This window comes from Falsirhodobacter deserti (assembly GCF_004015795.1).
Lineage (GTDB): Bacteria > Pseudomonadota > Alphaproteobacteria > Rhodobacterales > Rhodobacteraceae > Falsirhodobacter > Falsirhodobacter deserti.
This window is the reverse complement of sequence record NZ_ML137219.1, coordinates 148,297-167,358: the sequence shown is the minus strand read 5'-3', so window position 1 is coordinate 167,358 and position 19,062 is coordinate 148,297. Positions and strand designations below refer to the sequence as shown.

The following is a 19,062-nucleotide window of genomic DNA, read 5'->3' as shown; positions in this document are numbered from 1 at the left end:
ACAGATAAATTAAGAGGTAGCTAATAGAAGGGTATCAGGGAGCGGCCGCTGCAGAGCCTGCGCCAATCGCCAGTCCGCGCTCAGCCACATCTCGACCTCGTCCTGCGTGATCAGTATCACCGGCATGGCCTTGGGATGGATCTGACCCACGACCTCGTTTGGCTCACAGATCAGGAACGCGAAGAGCTTGGACCTGCGCCGGTTCTGTTCCGGTCGGGTGCTCATGTTATGCGGCCCGTTGTTCGAAGGCCACGGGTGATGTCCAGCCCAAGGTCGAGTGTTTCCGGCGCGGGTTGTAGAAACCGTTGATGTATTCGAAGAGTGCGATCTCAACGTCGCGCCGGGTGTGCCAATCCTAGCGCCAGATCAGTTCGGCCTTCAGGGATTTGAAGAAGCTTTCGACAGCTGAGTTATCATAGGGTCCATCCCTATAAGTTTCATATCCAGAAGATGATGATCGCGGCCAGGATGATGGCGTTGAGGAAGATGTCCCCGCAGCGCTCATAGCGGGTCGCGACCCCACGCCAGTCCTTCAGACGACCGAAGGCATTCTCGATGCGGTAGCGCTTGCGATAGAGGCGCTTGTTGTATCTGGCCGGTTTTCTGCGCTTCTTCCTGGGCGGGATGCAGGGACGGATGCCACGGTTCTTGAGGTCATCGCGCAGCCAGTCGGCATCATAAGCCTTGTCACCCAGGAAGCGCTTCGCTTTCGGCAGATGGCGTAGCAGCACGAGGGCACCTCGGCTGTCGGCCATCTGGCCTGGGGAGAGGAAGACGTTCAGCAGGCGGCCTTCGCCGTCGCTGAGCATGTGCAGCTTGGAGTTCAGGCCGCCTTTCGTGCGTCCGATCGCCCGCGGACGGCCCCCTTTTTTCGCAGGCTTGCTGCGGTGCGGTGCGCTTTCAGGAATGTGCTGTCGATCATCAACGTGTCGCCATGGTTGCCGGGCTGCGCCAGTTCCTGAAATATCCGGACAAAGATGCCCATTCGAGACCAGCGGGCGAACCGGTTATACAGAGTCTTATAGGGCCCATAGACAGAAGGCGCATCCTGCCACCGCAGCCCATAGCGCTTGACGTAGATGATCCCACTCAGCACCTTGCAGTCGTCGGACCGCGCCCGGCCTCGCACCTTGGGAAAGAACGGCTGAAGTCGTTGCATCTGCCGCGCGCTCAGCCAGAAGTATCGCTTGTCTCGCATGTTCATCCAAAGCAGTAGATCGGTGGGGCTTTCGACCCCTTCCGCCAGGGTGCTTGCAGACGAGGAGCCCCCACTTCGATCATGGCGAGGTGGCAGCTGATCCGGGTATTCGTCTCGGCATCATCAAGATGCTGTCGGAGATCGAGTATGCGCAGGTGCATGGAAGGTCTGAGAAGGCCAGTGCATTCGTAGGACTGGGTCCAGGGGCCTTGGAATTAGGGGACATGTTGTGTGTCACCTTTTCCGGTCTCTTCTTTCTTCTCTTTCTTCTTCTTCGGCAGGGATAGGCTACTGAAACAACTTGTATAATTTCCATGACGATAACTAATCGGGTGATCTATCGAAACAATTCGGGTGATTTTCTGTAACTTACTGGGTGATCTATCGTAACCAGTGGGGTGATTTTGGTGCAGACATTTACCACCGCATTGTAACCGATGGGGTGATTTATCTTCCGGGGCTTCTCCAGATCAAGAAAATGACTATCATCGCCTGCAAAAAGCGAGACAGGCAGGCATGGTGCAAGCAGAAGATCACCCCAAAAGTTATAATCTGCGCCGGACGCTTGAAGTGCGCCCCTTAAACGGCGAGATGATCAAGCCCGCCGAGCTGATCGATATCCAAGGCGCAACGGGCCTCTCTCTCGCTGCGCGGCGCCTCTACAACCGCCTGCTGGCCAATGCTTTCGGCCCGGACATGGGGTTTGAAGGCAGAGACTTCTCCATTCCTCTTTCTGAGCTTCGAGGCACCCACGCTGGGAACGAGTGTATCGACCCAGCAGAATCTGCTCAGGTTATGCCGCTAATCTGAATGCCTCGGCAGGTGTTCGCATTGCAAGTGCCTGATGCGGGCGGCGGGTGTTGTAGAACTGGATCCAATCGCCGATCGCGCGGGCAGCGTGTTGGATGCTTTCGAAGCGGTGCCGATGCACGCACTGCTCTTTCAGCGTCCGGATCACACGCTCGACCATGCCGTTCTGCTGCGGACAATGCGGGGTGATGAACTCCTGCTTTAGCCCGTAGCTACGGACCAATGCCGTGTAGTGGCGGCTGGTGAAGACCAGGCCATTGTCCGACCGCAGCAGGAACTCGCGGTTGACGCGTCCGAGGGTGCCGAAGCGGCTGATCAGGGCGTGTTCTAACGCGCTGGCTGCCGTGGTTGCCTTGCCGGTGCGCGACAGGTGCCAACCGAGAAGCTCACGCGTGTGGCAGTCGATGACCAATGCCAGCGAGGTCCAGCCGTCCTTGCCAGCCCAGATCCGGCAGAGGTCGGTGGACCAGCGTTCGTTCGGCGCCGTGGCGACGGATGGCATCGCCTGGATGCGGGGCCGCATGCCAATGGGCCGCTTGCGGACCTGCCAGTTCTTCAGCTGGAAAATCCGCTGCACGGTGTTCTTGTTGAAGCCCAGCAGGAACGCCACCGTGCGGTAGCCGAAGGAGGGGTTCTCCTCGATCATGGCCTTGATTGGCTCGGCGAAGCCAAGATTGATCTTCGGGGCGGCCTTGGTCGGCTTGTAGTAGACGGTCCGCCGCGGCACGCCGAACCATGCGCAGAGCTTCACCAGCGATACCCGGATCCCGTCCGCCAGCAGGCCCTCATGGAGCGTCCGGATCAATTGTCGTCCTCCCGCTCCATGAGGGCCGCCAACTTTTTTCGGGCGCGGAGTTCCAACATCGCTTCGCCATAGGCTTCCTGCAGGTCGCGAAGCTGCTTCTCGTATTCCTGCCGGACATCGAGCGGGTTCGCCCGAAGCGCATTCTCCATGCCCCGACGGGCATCATCGACCCAACCCTCAATCTCGGACGGGGAAAGGTCAAAACTGCGACTGGCTTCCGCCACCGTCGTCTTGCCTTGAATGATCTCGATAACCAGCGCCGACTTGCGCTTGGCCGTCCACCGTTTGACGACGTCTTCCAATGGTCCACTCATCGCTACGTTTTACTCCTTATAGCATGAGCAGATTTTCACTGGGTCGATACACGAGCGCATCAGCGATAGCATTGAGGCGCTAATGAAAACCGTTGTCATCGTGCGTGGGATCGACGGTCGCACGACCCGCGTGCAGCTGCTCGGCGGTAACGACATGGTCGATAGCGAGAGGCGGCATGGGATGCTAACATATAGCTTCGACAAGCGACTGGCGCCCCTTCTTCGGGAGAGCGTGGTGGCCTGGAGGCCGGCGTCGTCGGGCCTGCGGCGACGCTGGAACAGGCCCTGCACCTCGCGGAACAGGCCACCTTCGATGCGGCGCTGGTCGACGCAAACCTGAACGGGCTGCGGACCGACGATCTGGCGCAGATCCTCACAAGGCGTGGAATTCCCTTCGCCTTCGCCACCGGCTATGGCCGTGAGGCTCTGCCCGTCGGCTTCGAAGCCACTCCCGTGCTGGCCAAGCCCTTCTCCGGCGATGATCTGGGGGCTGTGCTCCGTTCGCTTTTGCGAAGCCGCGTCCCGGGTTAAAGCACCGCGCATCACGACGAGTCTTGCACACCGGCAGGTCGCAGCAACCATCGAACGATCAGCGACAATGAGGATCGGGAGGCCGCTGCCGGGCGCGCACGACCACGCGGTTCGCGACGGGAATGGCGGATGAATGGCCTTCACCCCCGCCTTAGTGAAGCAATGGAAGCGTTCAGGGTTTCACCGTCACTGCCATGGATATGGGATGAGGGCCGCATCGGCGTCACTGCAACCAAAGCACCTCATTTGTCGGGATCGGGAGGCAACGAATGCGGCTCATCGCCCTCCAGACGGAAGCGACGACAGCGACCGTCATGAACATGATCCGAATCTTTGCCTCACGAGGCCGCGTTTGGCTGATGGAGAGGGCTGAACGTTAACACGCCAAACCTGTTCTTGATGTCCGAGGATGCCGGATCGGCATCCTTCATAACGTCATTGAGTTGACGGAGCAGACGCTGGAGGAGCGCGAGACCCGCTCATGACCGAGCTGGCGGAAAAGCTGGCTGATCCCCTGGCTGTGAATGCTGAGGCTGAAGCCGCGTGAAGGCGGAGGGCGCGCCCTCCTTACGTTCGCAGGGGGCCATATGAGTTGTCGGACGATCTTGACGATCTTGCCCGATCCATCCGGGAACGCCGGGCCATTCTCTTCGTCGGTGCGGGTGTATCGATGGTCGTGGGGCTGCCCTCGTGGCAGAGACTGGTCGACCATATGGTGCGCGAACTGGACCTACCGACGGACGGGCTGCTTCCCGGCAGCACCCATCAGGTGGTGGCGGAATATTACCGCATCCGTCGGGGAAGCATTGGTGCGTTGCGCAGCTGGATGGATCGGGAATGGAAGGTCTCCGAGGAGCAGGTCCAGCATTCGAGCATTCACGACTTGATCGTTTCGCTGGATTTTCCATTGATCTACACGACCAACTACGACCGCAACCTTGAGGTTGCTTTCGGGCTGCACGGCCGCAGCTTTGCCAAGATCGCCAATGCACGCGACATCGCGCTTGCCGACAGCCAAAGCACCCAGATTGTCAAGTTCCATGGCGATTTTGACGACGACGAAAGCCTCGTGCTGACCGAAAGCGATTACTTCAGCCGCCTCTCCTTCGACAGCCCGCTTGATGTGAAATTCCGCAGCGACGCGATGAGCCGGACCGTGATAATCTCCGACATGACCGCTCCCCTTGTGGATCCTGATAGACCCACCTTGGCACACAGATGCCGTCGGGGGGCGGTTACATCATCAATGCCGATCCGGTGCATCAGCTTCAGATCGGCATCCGCGACCGGACGCTGCTTGTAATAGACGCTGCTCCGACTGATCCCCAGCACGATGGCCTGGCGGCTGACACTGAGCTTCGCGGTGGGGTCGATCATTTTCTTGCGCTCGGCAGAAGACCCGCCTTGCCGAGCGCGACGGACAAAAAATCGTTCTCCAGCGTCAGCTCTCCGATCTTGGCCTGCAGGGTCTTCACGTCGATCACCGGTTCCGGCTCAGCCTTCAGGCCATCACCGAACACTCCGGTCGCGCCCTCGAGCAGCTGATCGCGCCACTGCTTGATCTGGTTGGGATGGACGTCGAAATCCTGCGCCAGTTCAATCGGAGTCTTCTCGCCCTTGATCGCTGCCACCGCCACTTTCGCCTTGAATGCCGGGCTGTGGTTCCGGCGCGGTCGTCTTGCCATGGTCATCTCCTCGCTCGCAGCATCATGCCGCTGTTGCGCGGAAAATCCACTTATCCCGGCTGTCCGGATCTCCTGGACCACCTCTGAACGTCTTCGCCTACAACATCAAGCGGATGGTGGCGCTGATCGGGATCCAAGGGCTGATGGAAGCGGTGAAGGCCTGAAGAAGGCCGCACTCCCTGTGGAGATCCGCCCCGTGGTGCGACATCTTCTTCATCCTCGCCGCAGTCTAAACGGTCATCGACGACGAGTTTCCAAACAGCCTAAGCCCTTTGCCGACGTTTGCCCCCTCACCGCCTAACACGATAAGGGGACACCGCTTTACTCTACACGAACGACGATCTTTCCGACCTGTTCGTTGCTTTCCAGAAAGCGGGTGGCTTCCTGGATCTCATCGAAGGCAAAGGTGCGGGATATCAGAGGCGCCAAAGTACCAGACCGCAGGCCGTCGTTGATAAAGGACTTTGCCCGCTCAAGGATCGCATCGTCAGAGACGATCTCAGTGTAGAGATAACCTTTCAGCGTCAGGCTTTTCCCAAGCACTGCAAATTGAGGGAACGGTCCTTCGGTGGAGCTGAGCGCGCCGTATTCCAACAGGATGCCGCCGACGCTCATGCAATCGGCCAGTTGCGCAATGGCTGGTCCGCCGATCGGATCGAAGACAACGCGCGCGCCCTTGCCCTCCGTGATCGTGTTGACACGAGCCGGCAGGTCCTCTTCCGCTGTTGCAATGACGTGATGAGCACCGGCGCTGCGCAGCGCTTCCGCCTTTGCATGTGTCCGGGTCGTTGCAATCACGTTGGCGCCCACGCTGCGGGCGACCTGGATCGCCGCGATGCCCACGCTGCTCGATGCGGCTGAAACGATCACGAATTCACCGGCAGAAAGCTTTGCCTGCTCGATAAGCGCGCCCCAAGCCGTGACATACTGCATCCAGGATGCGGCAGCCTGCTCGTAGGTCAGGTTCTCGGGATGCCGAACGACGTGGCGGGCCGGAACGTTGATGATCTCGCCGTAGGTTCCCCACCGCGCCATATCCAAGGTCGGAATGACACTGACGATATCACCGACGGCAAAATTCTCGACCTCGTGTCCAAGCGCTTTGATGGTGCCGGCGGCCTCATATCCCAGCTGTGACGGGAACTCTGCTTCCTGAAGATAGGCGTTCCGCCGGAACATCACCTCGGCCCGGTTCAGACCGATGGCCCGGACGTTGATCTGCACCTCATCGGCAGCCGGAGGTGAGACCTCGATGTCGTCGATCTGCAGCACGTCAGGTTCGCCGTATTCGTGAAAGCGCACAACTCTGGTCATACTCATTCTCCTTGCATGTTGTGTCTCAGCGCCGGATCGGGCGCGTCAGGTTACATGCCTAACCTCAAAGCGCCAGAGTCGCCTTTCGGCCTGAACCCATATGAACAGATGAGATCAGGCCGCCCATAAAAATCAGGCTGTGCGGTAACGCTCCAGCCAGTGAGCGTAAGGCGCAGGCAGGACGGAGGCGGGGTGCTCCAAGCCAAGCTTGCGCGCGGCGGCATACGGCCAATGCGGGTCAGCCAGCAGCGGCCGGCCGAGCATCACGAGGTCGACCTGCTCCTTGCTGATCAACGCGTTTGCCTGCTCGGCGTCGCTGATATACCAGCTGGTCGAGCTCGGCAGCCCGGTCTCCCGCCGCACGCGTTCCGCGATCGTGGCCATGAAGCTGGCACCCCATGGGATCTTGGCATGCGGCGTTGAAAAGCTGATCGAGACATCAATGAAGTCGAGCCCGGCAGCCTTGAACTGCTGAACCAGGCCGATAGATTGGGCGAGCGTCTCCTCATCTCGGCCGTCGAACTCGATCACGCCAAAACGCGCGGTGAGGGGGCGGTCCTCCGGCCAGACCTCGCGCACGGCGGCTAGCGTTTCGAGCAGGAAGCGGCCGCGGTTTTCCGCACTTCCGCCATACTCGTCGCTGCGCTGATTGGCGTGATCCGACCAGAAGCTCTGAGCGAGGTAGCCGTGCGCGAAGTGGAGCACGAGCCACTCGAACCCGAGGTCGCGCGCGCGTGTTGCGGCGGCAACGAAATCGCTGCGGACGCGGGCGATTTCTTCAACTGTCATCTCCGTCGGCACCCGCGGCAGGTCGCCGCCGAACGCGAGCGGCGAAGGTGAGATCGTTTCCCACCCTCGGGAATCCCCTTCGGGAATGTGGTCGTCTCCCTCCCAAGGCCGGTTGGCGCTTGCCTTGCGGCCGGCGTGGCCGATCTGAATGCCCGGCACCGCACCCCAACGCTTGATGGCCGCGACCACCGGGCGGAGCTTCTCCGCCTGCGCGTCGTTCCACAGACCGAGGTCGGCAGGCGTGATTCGTCCTTCCGGCGAAACGGCCGTCGCCTCCACTACGACAAGCCCTGCGCCGCCACGCGCAAGCCCTTCGTAGTGAACGCGGTGCCAGTCGTTCACCTCGCCTTCTTCGGCCATGTACTGGCACATGGGCGAGACGGCGATGCGGTTGCGCAGGGTAGAACCCTTGAGGCTGAACGGATCGAACAGGGTCGGCATGGGCATTCTCCATCAGAAAGCAGCTTAACCACCTAATTATTCTATTGTTCGAATACAAGCGAACGTTAGGATGACCATACAACCTGTGCTATCAGCCTGCCGATGAAAGAACTCCATCACCCTGCAATCGAGAACGTCGCTCTGGAGCATATGTTTCAGGCGCTGAGCGACCCCGTCCGGACCGAGATCGTCAACCGGTTGGCAACGATGACCGAGGCCACGTGTACCATGCTCAATGCCGGCAGGCCGAAGTCGAGCATGTCCCATCACTACCGGGTGTTGCGCGACAGCGGCCTCATCAGAACCCGAATCAAAGGCACCATGCATATCAACACCTTGCGCCGCGCCGAGCTGGACCTGCGCTTCCCGGGACTGCTCGATGCAGTGCTGGGCGCAATAGGGGTGAATGCTGGCAAGGAGGCGGAGGATGAGGCAAAAGGTGGAGGCGCTTGAAGCAAAGCCATCCGGGCATGATCCAGGAGGGCTTCCCAGAGGCCGAGCGGCGGAAGCTCCTCGACCCGGGGATCATCGTCCTGCCGCTTCTATGGCTGGCTTCGGAGGCCTCGGACGGCGTGACGGGGCGGGATTTCGACGCTTTCCGCTGGCGGAATGACCTGCCGGGGCCCCAGGCAGCGATGGTCGATGCCGGGCGGCCCGAAGGGCGCCGTGACTCTAGGCGGCGCTGGATCTCCTAACTACAAGGTCGCTGGCAGCAGCCTAGAAGCCACCCCACAGCCTTTTGAAGCGATCTCGCCTGACGGAAAACTGCTCGGCCGCATCCGTCTGCCCGAGGTTTGCGGCAATCTCTACTTGGGAGGGTCGACGCGCAACCATCTCTTCATGGCGGCCAGCCAGTCGCTCTACGCGGTTCCTACGGCCACGCCAGGTGTAGGACCTGCTTGACAAGCTGACGAACTGCCCACCGCCGAAAAGATGCGCGTATTTATCGGGAGCGGCAAGATCGTTCGGATTGGGATTCGGAGTCCCCCCGGCGCCTCGGATCAAACAGTTATGTTTGATCCTTTCGTCACAGGCGAGGGATGCCGAAGTTTGATGGGGGCGAACTGGTGGCACCCTGGTGAAGTGCCCAGCACTCGAGACGTGGTCTCTGCTCGTGCTGCGACCTCTGTTTATTGTTGTGGTATCTGCCCCCCTCAGTTTCGCCGCACCCCCCAAAGCTCATGAACCAGAGTGACATCCAGCCTTCCGCCGCTTTGTTTGATTGGCCTTTTCGGACGTGGTCCTACCTTCGCTTCAGGACAACTGCAGTATGGAGTGCCCATGAAAGCCATCGGTTACAAAACCCCCGGAGACATCGACCGCGCGGACGCCTTGCAGGACATCGACCTGCCCCGCCCGACCGCCGCGGGCCATGACCTGCTGGTCGAGGTGGCAGCAGTGTCGGTAAATCCCGTCGACACCAAGGTCCGGAAAAGCGCGACCCCACCCGAAGGGGAGTGGAAGGTGCTGGGCTGGGACGCCGTTGGTCGCGTGGCCGAAGTCGGCCCCGACGCCGAAGGCTTTGCCGTGGGCGATGATGTATTCTATGCGGGCTCCATCATGCGGCCGGGCTCCAACAGCCAGTTTCATCTGGTCGATGCCCGCATCGTTGGCCACAAGCCCAGCACATTGTCCAACGCCGAGGCCGCGGCCCTGCCGCTGACCGCGATCACCGCCTGGGAGATGCTGTTCGACCGGCTGGACATCCGCCGCCCGGTGCCCGGCGCGGCCAATGCGGTTCTGATCATCGGCGGCGCGGGCGGCGTTGGCTCCATCGCGATCCAGCTGGTGCGTGCGCTGACCGACCTGACGGTCATCGCCACCGCCTCACGTCCTGAAACGCAGGACTGGGTGCGCGAACTCGGTGCCCATCACGTCATCGACCACCACGGCGACCTGGCCGCACAGATCGATGCTTTGGGGATCGGCGCCCCCGGCTTCGTTTTCTCCACCACCAACAGCGATCGCCACGTTCCGGGCATCGAGGCACTGATCGCCCCGCAGGGTCGCTTCGGCCTGATCGACGATCCAGAGACGCTGAACGTGCTGGGCTTCAAGCGCAAGACGGTGTCCATCCATTGGGAACTGATGTTCACCCGCGCCATCTTCGGCACGCCCGACATCGGCGAGCAGGGCAAGCTGCTGAACGAAATCGCCACGTTGATTGATGATGGAAGGATCCGCACAACTTTGACTGAGACGTTGCAGCCGATCAACGCCGCCAATCTGGCGAAAGCCCATGCGCTGATCGAGGCGGGCACAGCGCGCGGCAAGATCGTGCTTGAAGGGTTTTGAAGCTACGGGCGGCCGCGGCGGCCGCCCGGAGTCCCAGCATCGTCGGCGTCGGGATGCCGCTTGAGGCGCTCGTCACCAGTGATGGTGCACATGGGGCGCAATGCGTGTCCGATAGATGTTGCGCAGTTCCGCCATCACGTCCGGTGGCAGCCCGGCGAGATCACTGGCCGAACTGTTGGCCGATGACTGCGTTGCCGTCTTCGCCCCCGGGATAACCACGCTCACAGCATCCTCCATGAGAATCCAGCGCAGCGCAAACCGGGCAAGTGGCACGCCGGCGGGCACCAGCCTGCGGATCTCCTCCACAACCTCCAGCGCCAGATCATAGGGCACGCCCGCGAAGGTCTCACCCTTGTCGAACGCCTCGCCGTTGCGGTTGAACGCGCGGTGGTCGTCCGCCGCGAACTCCGTCGCGGCATTCATCTTGCCGGTCAGCAGGCCGGAGGCCAAGGGAACCCGCACGATCACCGCCACGTCCTTCGCCTTGGCTTCGCGGAACAGCAGGTCTGCCGGTCTTTGCCGGAAGATGTTGTAGATGATCTGGACGGAGGCGACCCCGGGATATTCAATCGCCTTCAGCCCTTCCTCCACCTTCTCGACGGATACGCCGTAGTTGCGGATCTTGCCGGCCGCGACCAGGTCGTCCAGCGCGTCGAACACTTCGGGGCGATAGAACACCTCTGTGGGCGGACAATGCAGCTGCACAAGGTCCAGGCAATCCGTGGCAAGATTGCGGAGCGAGCGTTCGACGAACCCTGTCAGCGCGTCCTTCGTGTAACCTTCCGCGACATGAGGCGACAGGCGGCGGCCCGCCTTGGTAGCTACGAAGGGCCGTGGTCCACCGCGTTCCTTCAGCACCTCGGCAATGATGCGTTCGGACCTGCCATCGCCATAAACGTCGGCCGTGTCGATGAAGTTGGTTCCGGCATCGAGGGCTGCATGGAGGGCGCCGCGGGCGTCCGCCTCCGAAACGTCCCCCCAAGACCCGCCGATGGCCCAAGCGCCAAAACCGATCTCGGACACGGACCGGCCTGTGCGGCCGAACTTTCTGTAGTTCATGGTATATCCTTCCCGATCAGCGCCGCATCCATTCCCTGAGGAGGGATACGGTTACATGGCCTGATTGTGCGACCGGATCAGTGTTACAGGCATTATATGCTCGGTTACAAGCAGAGCGGCCACCTCCAGCGCGCGCTTCATGTTAATGAATGCGGGACTGCCGGGATCCACCATCAACGGGCGCGCGGCTCCCGTGCCGGAGAGCTTCGGCACGCTGCGTTACGGCACGCTGGTGGAACGCCACAGTCGGGAACATTCTATCCTTCGGCAAGTAATTAAGGGGTGCGTCCTCCCCGCACACTGCCGCACCAGTCTACATCGAGTGTTGCCGAATCCCGGTGTTGACTGGTGCGCCTCCCAAAGGGAGAGTTGGGGGACGCAATTGTCGCAGCGGTACCTTTCGAGGAGAACGCCAGTGTATGGCCGACACGGGCAGTGGCTGAATCCGTGTTCAAGAGGCCCAAGATGGCAAAGTGCCGGCCGGGCTATCCGCCGATGCAGCTGTTACTGTTCTGAGGCTGCGTTGGGGCCGTTCTCCCCTGCTCTTTCAAAGGAGATTCGGCAAAACGCTCTTCCGTCATGCCGGTCCCGGCCCGCCCAGCGGCGGCGATTTTTGTCACACGCGGTTCGGCGGACTGTCTGCTCGGGCAGCAGGATTTATCCTCGAGCTTTTTTCGCGCGAGAATTCGGAGCCCGCTATGGCTGAGGCGGTTTGATGGGCTAGGACGGCGCTTCCATCTCCAGCCCAATCCCGCGTCATGCCTCGTCCGGGAAGTCCGCGCCAAGCGTCACAGCTTCCCATTTGTCAAATTCGGTTGCGAGCGCCGCGAGCTTCTCGCGGGCCATCTTCAGACCCGGCGCACCAAGCACAAGGTTGAGAGGCGGCTGCTCGCTGTCGACGGCGGTGATGATGGCTTCGGCCGCACGCACCGGATCGCCAGGCTGATGGCCACTCTGCTGCGCCACCTGATCCAGACGTTCGTGAACCGTCTTCGAATAAGCGTCGATCCGCTTGCCGGAGGACTGGAGCGAGCGCCCGGCCCAGTCCGTCCGGAAGGGCCCGGGCTCCACCACGGTGAGCTTGATGCCCAGCGGCCCCACCTCCTTGGACAGCGCGTCGGACAGACCGACGACGCCGAACTTCGTGGCGGCATAATAAGCCGAGCCGGGGTTGCCGACGAGGCCACCCACCGAGGCGATGTTGACGATGTGGCCGGAGCCGCGTCTGCGCATCGCCGGCAGCACGGCTTTGGTCATCGCAATGAGGCCGAACATGTTCGTTTCGAACTGCGCGCGATAGCCTTCCTCATCCCCCTCTTCAAAGGCGGTGAGGTAGCCGTATCCGGCGTTGTTCACGAGCACGTCGACGCCGCCCGTCTCCTCGACAGCCGCAACTGCAGCTCTGATGTCCTCGTTCGAGGTGACGTCGAGCTGCAGCGCGTGCGCATTGTCATGGCCTTCAACGAGATCGGCAAGCTGTTCGGGATTACGGGCCGTGGCGAAAATACGTTCGCCGCGCGCGATCACGACCTCGGCCAGTGCGCGTCCAAGGCCGGTCGAGCATCCGGTGATGAGCCATGTGCGCTTTGTATCCGACATGATGGTCTCCTGTAACTTGAAAAATGGTCCCGCGGGCAGCAGCGGAGCATGCTCAGGGCGAGATCTGCTTGACCGGGCGGATCAGGATCTCCTCCACCAGCACGCGCGGGTGCTGCGCAAAGGAATAGACCAGCGCCTGCGCGATATCCTCTGCGGTAAGCGCATCCAGGCTCTCGCGCCGCTCGCGCATCACCTCCTCCGGGACATTGTGGCCCCATTCAGTCCACACGGAGCCGGGTTCAATGAGTGACACGCGAATGCCCTCCGGTCCAAGCTCCTTGCGGAGCGCATCATGGAATCCAACGACCGCGAACTTGGTCGCGTTGTAGACACTCCATCCGGCAATCCCGTAGCGGCCGCCGACGCTCGACACCGAGGAGATCATCGCCGCTTCCCGCCCCTTCAGGAGCGGGATCGCGGCATGCGTGCAGTTGAGAACACCGTAGAGGTTGGCGTCGATCTGCGTTTTCCACCCCTCTGGTTCGCTCTCGGCGAACGGCCCGTTGATGCCCATGCCCGCGTTGTTGAACAGCAGGTCCAGCCCGCCGAAGCGTTCGCGGACTTCATCGAACAGCGACGTGACCTGCTGCCCATCGCCGACATCCGCCGCAATCGCGACCGCCTTGCCCCCCAGCTCATCAACAAGCGCGTCCATCCGCTCCTTGCGGCGGGCGGCAAGGACGACGCTGACACCTTCCTCTACAAGCAAGCGTGCCGTTGCCTCGCCGATCCCGCTTGACGCGCCTGTGATGACCGCGACCTTGCCGGTCAGATCCTGCATCTTCATTGTTTCAACTCCAAATCTTCGCCTCAGCGATTGAGCATCGCCATCTGGCGGTCGTTGTAGCGGGGGCCGGAGACGGCCTCCGGCCGGAGCGCCTCGTCCAGCCGCTTCATGTCATCGCCATCAAGCCGGATGTCGGTTGCGGCAACATTCTCCTCCAGATAGGTGCGGCGCTTCGTGCCGGGGATCGGGACGATGTCGTCACCTTTATGGAGCAGCCAGGCCAGCGCGATCTGGCCAGGCTTGGCGCCCTTCGCCTCCGCGATTTCGCGCACGGCATCCGCGGCCCACATGTTGGCGTCGAAGTTCTCGCCTTGGAAGCGGGGATCGCCCCGGCGGAAATCGCCTTCCGGATACTCCTCCGCACGTCGGGCAGTGCCGGTCAGGAAGCCCCGACCCAGAGGGCTGAACGGCACCAATCCAATGCCAAGTTCCCGCAGCAGCGGGATGATCTCCGCCTCCAGATTGCGCTCCCACAGTGAATATTCGCTTTGCAGCGCCGTGACGCACTGCACGGCGTGCGCGCGCCGGATGGTGTCCGTCCCCGCTTCCGAGAGCCCGAAGAAGCGCACCTTGCCCTCGGCGACAAGCTCGCCCACGGCACCTGCAACCTCCTCGATCGGCACCGCCGGATCGACCCGATGCTGGTAGAGCAGATCGATATGATCGGTGCCGAGGCGGCGCAGGCAGGCCTCGGCGACGGCACGGATATGCTCGGGCCGGCTGTTGGCGCCCGAGATCTGCCCGTCGCGTATGTCCATGCCGAACTTGGTCGCGATCACGACCTCGCTCCAGCGGCCCTTGAGGGCGCGGCCAAGCAGTTCCTCGTTCGTGAAGGGGCCGTATACCTCGGCGGTGTCGAGGAAGGTCACGCCCAGTTCGAGCGCGCGATGAAGGGTGGAAATCGACTCGGCATCATCGAACGTGCCGTAGGACTGACTCATCCCCATGCAGCCAAGCCCAAGGGAGGAAACACGCAGCCCTTGGCTGCCGAGGGGGCGTTTCTGAAGCATGTGACAGGGATCCTGATGTGGCGCATGGATGCGGAGAGGGCACGCTAGGAACACCCGGAATTCGCCAGAAGTTCCGTTGGCCGGGGTTCTTCTCCTCCCGGGTGACGGCATGATTGGGAAGCTCGGATGTCCAGGATGGACCGGATGGAGGTCCTCCCGGCAATCCACTGGAGGTCTGCCCAGCCCCGTCCGGTGGGACTAAGCCAAGGTCAGCATAATCCGGTTCCATTGTCGTTGATCAGCCAAGCTATGCCCGCGCCGCCGTGTTTTCCGGAACGTTCTGGCGGTTCGGGCGTTCGGACGCGTCCTCCAATTCAAGGAAACGCGCATGACCGTTCCCGCCTATGGTGCCCACGCTGCCGACAAGCCCCTCGAGCCGATGCAGATCCCGCGGCGGGAGCCGGGGCCGAGCGACGTGCAGATCGAGATCGCCTATTGCGGTGTCTGCCACTCGGACCTGCATACCGTGCGCTCCGAGTGGGGTGGTACCTTGTTTCCTTGCGTGCCCGGCCACGAGATCGTCGGGCAAGTCAGCGCGGTCGGCGACCAGGTCACCCGCTTCAAGGTGGGAGACACGGTGGGCGTCGGCTGCATGGTGGGAAGCTGTCAGCAATGCGCCTCTTGCCGCGACGGCGAAGAGCAATATTGCACGGGAACCGGCTTCATTGGCACCTATAACGGCGCCACCGAGGATGCACCCGGGCACACGCTGGGTGGCTATTCACAGCGGATCGTCACTGACGAGAACTTCGTCCTCCACATCCGCCACCCGCAGGATCAGCTTGCTGCGGTCGCCCCGCTCCTCTGTGCCGGCATCACCACCTACTCGCCGCTGCGCCATTGGAACGTCGGGCCGGGCAAGAAGGTGGGCGTGGTCGGCATCGGCGGGCTGGGTCACATGGCAATCAAGATTGCCCATGCCATGGGCGCGCATGTCGTTGCCTTCACCACATCGGAGAGCAAGCGAGAGGACGCAAAAAAGCTTGGGGCCGACGAGGTCATCAACTCCCGCAATTCCGAAGAGGTGGAGAGCCACGCCGACACCTTCGACTTCATCCTCGACACGGTGGCGGCAAGCCATGACCTCGACACTTTCACGAATCTGCTGAAGCGCGACGGCACGCTCACGCTGGTCGGCGTGCCCGAGCATCCCCACCCCTCGCCCAGCGTCTTCAACCTCATCTTTCGCCGCCGCGCGGTCGCGGGATCGCTGATCGGCGGCATTGCCGAGACACAAGAGATGCTGGACTTCTGCGCCGAACACGGGATCGTCGCCGACATCGAGATGATCCGCATCCAGGAGATTGATGAAGCCTATGACCGCATGCAACGCAGCGACGTGAAGTACCGCTTCGTGATCGACAACAGCACGCTTTCGGCGTGACCGGTGTTTGCGCGCCTGAAAGATGAGGAGCAGCAAATGAAGGTAATCGCACTGCGATCTCCGGCCGGCTTGGACCGGCTGGTCCGGGAGGACCGGCCTGATCCTGGAGAGCCTGGCCCCGGGGAGATCCGGGTGGCGTTGCATGGCAGCTCGCTGAACTTTCACGATCTGGGAGTCGTAACCGGGCGAATGCCCACTGAGGACGGCCGCATCCCTCTTGCCGATGGCGCGGGAGTGGTCGAGAGCGTGGGAGCGGGCGTGACCGAGTTTGCGTCCGGCGACAGGGTGGTCTCGTGCTTCTTTCCCGACTGGCAGGATGGCGCACCCACGATTGGCGACTTCAGCCGCACGCCCGGCGACGGCATGGACGGCTTCGCACAAGAGCATGTGGTGCTTCCCGCCACCGCCTTCACCCGCGCACCCGCAGGATATGATGCCGTTGAGGCAGCGGCAATCACGACGGCGGGCCTGACGGCGTGGCGCGCGCTTGTTGGGGACGGCAAGCTAAAGGCTGGTGACACGGTGCTGCTGCTCGGCACCGGCGGGGTCTCCATCTGGGCACTTCAAATCGCAAAGCTGATGGGTGCCACGGTGGCGATCACCTCGTCCTCGGGCGAAAAGCTGGAACGTGCGCGCGACCTTGGTGCCGACTTCCTCGTCAACTATCGCGAGCAGCAGGACTGGGGCCGTATTGTCCGCGATTGGACGGGCGGGCGCGGCGTAGACCATGTCGTGGAGGTTGGTGGCCCCGGAACGCTTGGCCAATCGATCGAGGCGGTGCGCGTGGGCGGACATATCTCGCTGATCGGCGTGCTGACCGGTGGTGTGGGCGAAGTTCCGACCGCCGCACTCATGGCCAGGCAGGCGCGGCTTCAGGGCCTGATCGTCGGCAGCCGGCGCGAGCAGCAGGATTTCGTTCGCGCACTCGACGGAAGCGGGATCCGGCCGATCGTGGACCGCCGCTTTCCGCTAGACCAGCTCGCGGATGCGTTCCGCTTCGAGATGAGCGGCAGGCATTTCGGAAAGATCGGGGTGGAGTGGTGACCATGGCAACGGGAACGGCGCTGGTCGCGGGCGCAGCAGGGATCATCGGCGACGCGGTGATGCACGAACTGGGCAGCAACGGGTGGAAGGTCCGCGGCCTGTCGCGCAGGCGGCTGAGCGCGTACCCTTCCCTTCAGGCCGACCTTACGGATGCGGAGGCCACGGCGGCTGCAATGCGGGACGCGGCAGACACAACGCACCTCTTCTATGCGGCTCTCGCGCCGGATCCCGATCTCGCCACCGAGGCGTCACGCAACGCCGCCATGCTGGGCAACCTGCTGGACGGGCTGGAGGCGGCGGGCGCGCCCCTTCAGCGGGTGATTATCTACCAGGGCTTCAAGATCTACGGGATCCACCTTGGGGCGAAGGTCCCGACCCCGGCACGCGAAAGTGATCCGCCGCACATGCCGCCCAACCTCTACATGGCGCAGGAGGCGGCGCTTCGCGAACGGGCGGCGCGCAGTCGCTGGGATTATGTGGCGCTGCGGCCGGATGTCGTGGTGGGGGACATCTGGGGCAACCCGATGAACATCGCGCTGGTGGTCGGCGCCTTTGCCGAAATCAGCCGTGCCCTTGGCATCCCCCTGCGCTTTCCCGGCAGCGACAAGGCGTTCGGCCAGCTCGTCCAGTTCACCGACTCCCGTCTGCTGGCGCGCGCCAGCCGGTGGGCCGCGGTCACGGAGCGCGCCGGCGGCGAGGCGTTCAACGTGACCAATGGCGACATCTTCCGGTGGGAGCGTATGTGGACTGACGTCGCCCGCCACCTGGGGCTTGAAACCGCCTCGCCCGTGCCGCTGACGCTTGTCCGGCACATGGCCGACAAGGGACCGCTGTGGCAGACGCTGGCAGAGCGGCATGGCCTCGGGCAATCCGACCTCGCGCGCCTTGTCGGCTGGGGCTTCGGGGACTTCATCTTCCACACCGAGACCGACGTCATCTCCGACGTGAACAAGATTTACGAATACGGCTTCACGGAGCGGATGAGCTCCACCACCTCGCTGCTGAACGCGATCGATAGCCTGAAGCGGCAGAAAATTCTTCCCTGATGTTGAGGACGACCATGGACAAGCATCCCGCCATCACCGCCGATCGTGTTGCGGTCATCACCGGAGCCGCAAGCGGCATTGGCCTTGCGGTGGCCAAGAAATTGGGCGCGGTCGGCATGCGTCTTGTCTTGGCTGACATCGACAGAGACCACCTGAACCGCGCGGTGGAGGATCTGCTCCGACAAGGGGCAGAGGTGCATGCGGTGCCGACGGATGTGAGCGATCCTGTGCAGCTCGCCGCGCTCAAGCAGGCGGCGGATGCAGTCGGGCCGGTGGCGCTGCTGATGAACAATGCGGGACGAGAGGGTGGCGGCGGCATCCTCGCGGGCCCGGATGTATGGAAGCAGACGATGGCCACGAACCTCATGGGCGCGATCTATGGGGTGCAGCAGTTCCTGCCCGGCATGATCGCGGCAGATTGGCCGTGCGCGATTGTCAACACGGGCTCCAAACAGGGAATCACGCTTCCGCCCGGAGACACAGCCTACAACGTCAGCAAAGCAGGTCTGAAGGCGTTCACCGAATCCCTGGCGCACGATCTGCTCCCCACCCGTGGCCGGGTGAGCGCGCATCTGCTGATTCCCGGCTTCACCTATACCGGCTTCACAAAGCGTCGCGGTGCCGCAGAAAAGCCGGCTGCCGCGTGGACGGCGGACCAAGTTACCGACTTCATGCTTGCCGGAATGGCGCGCGGCGACTTCTACATCCTCTGTCCAGACAACGACGTCACTCGCGACATCGACGAGCGGCGCATCGCCTGGAGCGCCGCCGACATCATTGAGAACCGCCCTGCCCTGTCGCGCTGGCATCCTGATTACGCCGAGGCGTTCAAGGCTCATATGGAAGAAAGGCGCGGCTGAAAGCCGACTTCCTCGACCTGGGCAGGCGGTGGCAATAAACCTGCTCAAGGGCCGCCACGAGGTGGTGGGCTGAAACCTCGCGATGCAGTTG

General features: G+C 62.4%; 18 protein-coding genes and 2 pseudogenes. 9 read left to right on the top strand and 11 right to left on the bottom strand.

Going from position 1 to position 19,062, the window contains the following annotated elements; genetic code table 11:
* Positions 1-226: 226 nt before the first annotated feature.
* Both JX25_RS12365 and JX25_RS12360 read right to left on the bottom strand, forming a co-directional pair.
* A pseudogene (locus JX25_RS12365) lies at positions 227-418 on the bottom strand (IS3 family transposase); the annotation flags it as partial.
* A gap of 19 nt (positions 419-437) precedes the next feature.
* Positions 438-1,198 (bottom strand): IS5 family transposase gene (locus tag JX25_RS12360; RefSeq protein WP_128255405.1). Its coding sequence is split into 2 segments (ribosomal slippage): positions 438-862 and positions 862-1,198, totalling 762 coding nucleotides; the frame shifts between segments, so codons are not numbered across the junction.
* 516 nt (positions 1,199-1,714) lie between these two features.
* Here JX25_RS12360 and JX25_RS12355 point away from each other — a divergent pair.
* On the top strand, positions 1,715-2,008 hold the full coding sequence (locus JX25_RS12355) for a hypothetical protein (protein WP_128255404.1): 294 nt from the start codon (positions 1,715-1,717) through the stop codon (positions 2,006-2,008).
* On the opposite strand, the gene JX25_RS12350 is transcribed toward JX25_RS12355, so the two are convergent.
* Together JX25_RS12350 and JX25_RS12345 are read right to left on the bottom strand one after the other, a co-directional pair.
* Positions 1,992-2,813: an IS3 family transposase gene (locus JX25_RS12350; protein WP_164876098.1), complete on the bottom strand. Its 822-nt coding sequence runs from the start codon at positions 2,811-2,813 to the stop codon at positions 1,992-1,994. The two genes, JX25_RS12355 and JX25_RS12350, sit on opposite strands and share 17 nt — an antisense overlap.
* Complete coding sequence (locus JX25_RS12345) at positions 2,810-3,127, bottom strand: transposase (RefSeq protein WP_128254754.1); 318 nt, start codon at positions 3,125-3,127, stop codon at positions 2,810-2,812. Before JX25_RS12345 ends, JX25_RS12350 begins: the two co-directional genes overlap by 4 nt.
* A 1,201-nt stretch (positions 3,128-4,328) precedes the next feature.
* On the opposite strand from JX25_RS12345, the gene JX25_RS12340 reads away from it, so the two are divergent.
* A complete protein-coding gene (locus JX25_RS12340; protein WP_128255403.1) occupies positions 4,329-4,961 on the top strand; it encodes an SIR2 family protein in 633 nt (210 codons plus the stop codon).
* Here JX25_RS12340 and JX25_RS12335 read toward each other — a convergent pair.
* The 3 genes and pseudogenes from JX25_RS12335 to JX25_RS12325 form a co-directional block, all read right to left on the bottom strand.
* A pseudogene (locus JX25_RS12335) lies at positions 4,910-5,343 on the bottom strand (transposase); the annotation flags it as partial. The gene JX25_RS12340 and the pseudogene JX25_RS12335 sit on opposite strands and share 52 nt — an antisense overlap.
* A 321-nt stretch (positions 5,344-5,664) precedes the next feature.
* Positions 5,665-6,657 carry a zinc-dependent alcohol dehydrogenase family protein gene (locus tag JX25_RS12330; protein ID WP_128255402.1) on the bottom strand — a complete coding sequence of 331 codons (993 nt, stop codon included), beginning with the start codon at positions 6,655-6,657 and terminating at the stop codon, positions 5,665-5,667.
* Between the two features lie 132 nt (positions 6,658-6,789).
* Positions 6,790-7,887, bottom strand: coding sequence for an NADH:flavin oxidoreductase/NADH oxidase (locus JX25_RS12325; RefSeq protein WP_128255401.1), 1,098 nt, complete (start codon positions 7,885-7,887; stop codon positions 6,790-6,792).
* A 102-nt stretch (positions 7,888-7,989) separates the two neighbouring features.
* Between JX25_RS12325 and JX25_RS12320 the strand changes: the two genes are divergently transcribed.
* The 3 genes from JX25_RS12320 (at position 7,990) to JX25_RS12310 (ending at position 10,182) form a co-directional block, all read left to right on the top strand.
* Complete coding sequence (locus JX25_RS12320; protein ID WP_128255400.1) at positions 7,990-8,340, top strand: ArsR/SmtB family transcription factor; 351 nt, start codon at positions 7,990-7,992, stop codon at positions 8,338-8,340.
* Positions 8,337-8,582 (top strand): hypothetical protein, encoded by a 246-nt coding sequence (locus JX25_RS14880; protein ID WP_164876142.1) that lies wholly within the window; start codon positions 8,337-8,339, stop codon positions 8,580-8,582. Before JX25_RS12320 ends, JX25_RS14880 begins: the two co-directional genes overlap by 4 nt.
* Positions 8,583-9,168: 586 nt before the next feature.
* Positions 9,169-10,182, top strand: coding sequence for a zinc-binding alcohol dehydrogenase family protein (locus JX25_RS12310; protein WP_128255399.1), 1,014 nt, complete (start codon positions 9,169-9,171; stop codon positions 10,180-10,182).
* A 72-nt stretch (positions 10,183-10,254) separates the two neighbouring features.
* Here JX25_RS12310 and JX25_RS12305 read toward each other — a convergent pair whose 3' ends face one another.
* The 4 genes from JX25_RS12305 to JX25_RS12290 form a co-directional block, all read right to left on the bottom strand.
* Positions 10,255-11,241 (bottom strand): aldo/keto reductase, encoded by a 987-nt coding sequence (locus JX25_RS12305; protein WP_128255398.1) that lies wholly within the window; start codon positions 11,239-11,241, stop codon positions 10,255-10,257.
* Positions 11,242-11,997: 756 nt separating this feature from the next.
* On the bottom strand, positions 11,998-12,840 hold the full coding sequence (locus JX25_RS12300; RefSeq protein ID WP_128255397.1) for an oxidoreductase: 843 nt from the start codon (positions 12,838-12,840) through the stop codon (positions 11,998-12,000).
* A 52-nt stretch (positions 12,841-12,892) separates the two neighbouring features.
* Positions 12,893-13,627 carry an SDR family oxidoreductase gene (locus tag JX25_RS12295; protein WP_128255396.1) on the bottom strand — a complete coding sequence of 245 codons (735 nt, stop codon included), beginning with the start codon at positions 13,625-13,627 and terminating at the stop codon, positions 12,893-12,895.
* Between the two features lie 23 nt (positions 13,628-13,650).
* Complete coding sequence (locus tag JX25_RS12290) at positions 13,651-14,637, bottom strand: aldo/keto reductase (protein WP_128255395.1); 987 nt, start codon at positions 14,635-14,637, stop codon at positions 13,651-13,653.
* 328 nt (positions 14,638-14,965) lie between these two features.
* Between JX25_RS12290 and JX25_RS12285 the strand changes: the two genes are divergently transcribed.
* From JX25_RS12285 to JX25_RS12270, 4 genes are read left to right on the top strand one after another with little or no spacing between them, the layout of a single operon-like run.
* Positions 14,966-16,021: an NAD(P)-dependent alcohol dehydrogenase gene (locus tag JX25_RS12285; protein WP_128255394.1), complete on the top strand. Its 1,056-nt coding sequence runs from the start codon at positions 14,966-14,968 to the stop codon at positions 16,019-16,021.
* A 36-nt stretch (positions 16,022-16,057) separates the two neighbouring features.
* Entirely contained in the window at positions 16,058-17,065 is a 1,008-nt protein-coding gene (locus tag JX25_RS12280; protein ID WP_128255393.1) for a zinc-dependent alcohol dehydrogenase family protein, read from the top strand.
* A gap of 2 nt (positions 17,066-17,067) precedes the next feature.
* Complete coding sequence (locus JX25_RS12275; protein WP_128255392.1) at positions 17,068-18,111, top strand: SDR family oxidoreductase; 1,044 nt, start codon at positions 17,068-17,070, stop codon at positions 18,109-18,111.
* Between the two features lie 14 nt (positions 18,112-18,125).
* The gene (locus JX25_RS12270; protein WP_128255391.1) at positions 18,126-18,971 is read left to right on the top strand and encodes an SDR family NAD(P)-dependent oxidoreductase; all 846 of its coding nucleotides are present in this window, start codon (positions 18,126-18,128) and stop codon (positions 18,969-18,971) included.
* Positions 18,972-19,062: the final 91 nt, after the last annotated feature.